General features: G+C 39.8%; 4 protein-coding genes and 4 tRNA genes. 6 read left to right on the top strand and 2 right to left on the bottom strand.

What is annotated here, in order from left to right; all coding sequences use genetic code 11:
• Positions 1-317: transposase domain-containing protein (locus tag NE535_RS18550; RefSeq protein WP_261297241.1), on the bottom strand; the 317-nt coding region annotated here is incomplete at its 3' end.
• A gap of 403 nt (positions 318-720) precedes the next feature.
• Here NE535_RS18550 and murB point away from each other — a divergent pair.
• Together murB and birA are read left to right on the top strand one after the other, a co-directional pair.
• Positions 721-1,734, top strand: coding sequence for a UDP-N-acetylmuramate dehydrogenase (gene murB / locus NE535_RS18545; protein ID WP_261300029.1), 1,014 nt, complete (start codon positions 721-723; stop codon positions 1,732-1,734).
• On the top strand, positions 1,734-2,690 hold the full coding sequence (gene birA / locus NE535_RS18540; protein ID WP_261300030.1) for a bifunctional biotin--[acetyl-CoA-carboxylase] ligase/biotin operon repressor BirA: 957 nt from the start codon (positions 1,734-1,736) through the stop codon (positions 2,688-2,690). The genes murB and birA overlap by 1 nt, the downstream gene beginning before the upstream one ends.
• Before the next feature lie 322 nt (positions 2,691-3,012).
• Here the strand turns inward: birA and coaA are convergent, their stop codons facing one another.
• Complete coding sequence (coaA, locus tag NE535_RS18535; protein ID WP_425347478.1) at positions 3,013-3,957, bottom strand: type I pantothenate kinase; 945 nt, start codon at positions 3,955-3,957, stop codon at positions 3,013-3,015.
• Positions 3,958-4,184: 227 nt separating this feature from the next.
• On the opposite strand from coaA, the gene NE535_RS18530 reads away from it, so the two are divergent.
• The 4 genes from NE535_RS18530 (at position 4,185) to NE535_RS18515 (ending at position 4,549) form a co-directional block, all read left to right on the top strand.
• A tRNA-Thr gene (locus NE535_RS18530) sits at positions 4,185-4,260 on the top strand.
• Positions 4,261-4,268: 8 nt separating this feature from the next.
• A tRNA-Tyr gene (locus NE535_RS18525) sits at positions 4,269-4,353 on the top strand.
• Between the two features lie 36 nt (positions 4,354-4,389).
• Positions 4,390-4,463: transfer RNA gene (locus tag NE535_RS18520), tRNA-Gly, on the top strand.
• Between the two features lie 10 nt (positions 4,464-4,473).
• A tRNA-Thr gene (locus NE535_RS18515) sits at positions 4,474-4,549 on the top strand.
• The last annotated feature ends 143 nt before the right edge of the window (positions 4,550-4,692 follow it).

Raw genomic sequence — 4,692 nt, 5'->3', positions numbered from 1 at the left:
ATTGGAGCTTCACCTAAGCGTCGTCGGCAATCCGTCAATACACTCGGTGCTACGCGAGACCAGGTGGAGTCTCCAGATTGAAGTGCTATATCCATAGAGCTACAGACTTCTTTGATGGACTGGTTACGTATTAATCCCATCCAAAGCACTAGCCAGACTGCCTGCTGCGCAGGCAGACGGCGATTACGGATACTCGCCTTGTTAGCTGAAAGGAGTGATTGTTCGATCCACTTTGAATCAATAGCCTCCATTACAGAACCATAAGACCCACTTTCTTCAACAGACTCATGAACTAATTCAAGCTCTTGCTCAAACATAAAAAATCCCCACCAGAATACTGGTAGGGATTATCATTCATCTTCAAGATCGGTCAAGTGCCCTTAAACGATCGGCATTGACTCTAATGAGTGGCCTTTTTGTTTTGTGTCGAAAAATTATACCAAATATTTGTCATTGATAGTGTGGCCGAGATGCCCACGTGAGAATAGGTCATTTCCAGGCGCCTAATTTCTCGTAAAGAGAGTATCAAGTCCGTTACTAACGTAACGGGCTTTTTTATATCTGAAATTTGAGCATAAAAGTAGTGTGGCGGATATGCCTATATCAAAGCGGCTCATCGCTTATGGATAAATACCGATGTCGTAAAACTTTGATGTTTGAATTTAATAGAGGTGTTGTAACCTGTTACAATGTCCTATCCATACTTTACTGCTAATTATTATGTCTGCTTCTTTACTCCCATTTAATACTCTTGGTCTTAATCAGCTGTGTGACGAACTTATCCATGCAGATAAAAAAGAATTTTTAATCAATACTTGTCTTGAACTCTATCATTCTGACAAAGCAATGATGGTATTAGGTGGCGGCAGCAATGTGGTATTTACTGAGGATTTTTGTGGTTCAGTGGTCGTTGTTGAAACCAAAGGTATAGCAGTTGAGCAAGAGGGATCAGATATTCTGTTAACGGTGGAGGCCGGTGAAGATTGGCATAGCCTAGTTCTTTTTTGTGTCGAAAATGGCTATTTTGGTATTGAGAATTTAGCGTTAATACCTGGTACGGTTGGCGCGGCGCCTATTCAAAATATTGGCGCTTATGGTGTTGAGTTCAAGGATATTTGTGAATCAGTTGAGTTTTTTGATTTAGATTCATCACAGCTTTATGAAATTAGCCATGAAGATTGTCAATTTGGTTATCGAGAGTCTATTTTTAAGCAACAACTCAAAGATAGAGCTGTAATCACTGCCGTTAAAATAAGATTATCAACGAGCTGGAAGCCTAATTTGAGTTATGCGCCCTTAAATAGTCTCAATGCTGACACTGTAACAGCTAAAGAAGTGCTTGATATGGTCTGTCATGTTAGACAGTCGAAGCTACCTGATCCGAAAATAATCGGTAATGTTGGGAGTTTCTTTAAAAACCCCATTATTCCACTAGAGCGTTTTTTGGAGTTAAAACAACAATATCCTAATATTGTTGGATTTACCCATGACGATAAGCATACAAAATTAGCTGCAGGTTGGATGATTGATAACGCTGGCCTGAAAGGTTTTGCTATCGGTGGTGCATCAATTCATGAACAGCAAGCTTTGGTGCTAACTAATACTGGTGATGCGACTGGTACTGATATTTGTCAATTGGCTATGCATGTAACCGATATGATTGAACAGCGATTCGGTGTCACACTTGAGGTGGAGCCGCGCTTAATTGCACGATTTGGAGAGGTAAGTTTATGATCAATGATCATTGGAAACGTAAAAGACAGATTCTAGCATTGCTCAGTTCTGACCATTTTACCTCAGGAGAAGCGATAGCGAGTGAAATAGGTTTGACCCGCATGGCTGTGAATCAACATATTGATGCTCTGTCTGATTATGGTCTGGAAGTGTTCAGTGTTAAAGGTAAAGGCTATAAACTGGCAAGTCCGATAACGCTTGTTGATGAGCAATCTTTAATTGGTGGAATTGAGAATCGCTGCTTCTATTTTGATGAGATTGATAGCACAAATAGTTTTATGCTGAACCATTTTGTAGACCTTAAGTCTGGCGATATTTGCATTGCTGAATACCAATCTGCAGGAAGAGGCAGACGCGGACGTCAGTGGTTATCGCCCTATGGCAATCACCTCTATGCATCACTTTTTTGGCGATTTGAAACTAATGCATCTAATTTAATGGGATTAAGCCTTGTTATTGCTTGTTCGATTGTTAAAACATTGTCAGAAATGAATATCACAGGTTTAGGGATGAAGTGGCCGAATGATATTTATTTAGATGACAAAAAACTTGCGGGTATTTTAATTGAGGTAGCGAAAACCGAAACTAAACAAACTGAATTAGTCATTGGTTTTGGAATCAATATGAGTATGTCGGCAGCACAAGGGGAGCTAATAGATCAACCTTGGAGTGATTTAGCTTCTCAGGGTGTGCCAGATAAAACCCAACTTCTAGTGTCGTTGCATCGAAATTTAAAGTCAGATATTCAAGCATTTTCTAACCATGGTTTGGCGCCATTTATACCATTTTGGAATGCTTATGATTTATTTGCTAATAAACAAGTTAGGCTGCTAATGGCACCAAATGAAGTGTTTGGATTATGTCGGGGTATTGATGAACAAGGTGCTGTGGTGATTGAAACTAACTCAGAAATTAAAGCCTACATTGGCGGTGAAATCAGTTTGCGTGGAATATAGGACGTAAGTGGAACAAAAGCATTTTTTATTCGTTAGATAAGCTGCAAATATCGATACATTTCATTTTATGTAGCAATAACACATAAAAATGGAATGTATCACCAGTCAAAACTCTATCTTTATATGATTTAACATCAGCCCAGAATAATAAACCTCTGCCAAACAGCTGCTTGTCTTGCCAACTGTGTTTCATTAACGTGTAATATGCCTGATATTGACGTGATAATGTACCTTGTTTTCAAAACAAATGACAAGCTTGCTAAAATTAACTAACTCATTTGAATTAAGCTTATTAGAGCCCATCACTTAACTCGAGTTGATATTATTTACGTAAAAGTACCTTATCCATTAAATGGTTTTGTCCTTTTTGCAAAATCAAGTTGGCACGTTCTCGAGTAGGTTGAATGTTTAGCTGTAGATTAGGGCCGTTGATTGTATCCCAAATATTGGCAGAAATAGAATTGGCCTCTTCATCACTCAAGGCTGCATAGTGGTGGAAGAATGACTTAGGGTCACTAAATGCGCCTTTTCTAAATTGCAAAAAGCGTTGCTGATACCATTCTTTCAATAAATGCTCTTTAGCATCAACATATATCGAGAAGTCGACAAAGTCCGATACGAATGGACGTCTAATGTCAACGGGGGAGTCTAGCCCTGTTTGGAGTACATTTAATCCTTCGAGGATCAAAATATCAGGTTGTTCGATAATCTGATGCTGATCATGACATCGATCATAAATTACATGTGAATATACAGGTGCCAACACGCGTTTATCGCCTGCTTTAACCGATGAGATAAAGTCAACTAACATCTTCATATCATAGCTTTCAGGGAAGCCTTTACGCTGCAACAAGCCTTTACGTTTTAAATCTGCTAATGGGTATAAAAAACCATCGGTAGTGACTAAATCAACCTTGGGGTGTTCAGGCCAACGTTGCAGTAAAGTTTGCAAAATACGGGCAGTGGTACTTTTACCTACAGCAACACTTCCTGCAATACTAATGATATAAGGCGAATGTGATGCTTTTTGCTCAAGAAACTTATCAACTACCATTCCACGTTGCTGTTTAGAACCAACGATGAGGTTAAGTAGCCGACTTAATGGCAAATATATGTCGGTAACTTCATCCAATGATAACTTTTCATTCATACCCCTTAAGTTTTCTAATTCTTCTTGGCTCAAGGTTAATGGAACAGAATTACGCAATTCAGACCACTTTTGGCGTTGAAAAGACAAGTAAAGGGCTTGTTGGATGGAGTTTTGCATTATCAAACCAATTTTTATACTGGGTCTGGCACATTACACGATCCGTAATAACGGGACAATACTTTAACAATCAATTGTCAGTTTGAATGAAGGAAATGATGTTTAATTCATCTTTGATAGCGACTTAAGCATAAAAAAGCGTCGATCGAGACTTTTTTTAGCTTTTTTGACATTTTTCTATTGCACTTAGGCTCACATTTACCTAATATCCGTTCCCGAAATGACACGCCGGCATAGCTCAGTTGGTAGAGCAACTGACTTGTAATCAGTAGGTCCCGAGTTCGACTCTTGGTGCCGGCACCATTTTCTGTGGAGGGGTTCCCGAGTGGCCAAAGGGATCAGACTGTAAATCTGACGGCTCAGCCTTCGAAGGTTCGAATCCTTCTCCCTCCACCACTTTTTCTAGGTAGTTAGGTAGCCTATGTAGGTTGCGCGGATGTCGTATAATGGTATTACTCCAGCCTTCCAAGCTGATAACGCGGGTTCGATTCCCGCCATCCGCTCCAATATTTGTTTGCTGATATGGCTCAGTTGGTAGAGCGCACCCTTGGTAAGGGTGAGGTCGGCAGTTCGAATCTGCCTATCAGCACCAGCCTGTCATAATCAAGCGCCTAACTAAAAACTGATTCGATGTCATATATATGCATCGGATTTTTACTATATGTGTGTTTTCATCACCAAACTATTGGATTGAGGCGATACCATGGCAAAAGCTAAATTTGAACGTAATAAGCC

This window comes from Shewanella holmiensis, assembly GCF_025370255.1.
Lineage (GTDB): Bacteria > Pseudomonadota > Gammaproteobacteria > Enterobacterales > Shewanellaceae > Shewanella > Shewanella holmiensis.
This window is presented reverse-complemented; position numbering and strand designations above follow the sequence as displayed.

Excerpts from the sequence above, each read along its gene's own strand:
- coaA (WP_425347478.1), bottom strand. The coding sequence starts at position 3,957 with ATGCAAAACTCCATCCAACAAGCCCTTTACTTGTCTTTTCAACGCCAA.
- murB (WP_261300029.1), top strand. The coding sequence starts at position 721 with ATGTCTGCTTCTTTACTCCCATTTAATACTCTTGGTCTTAATCAGCTG.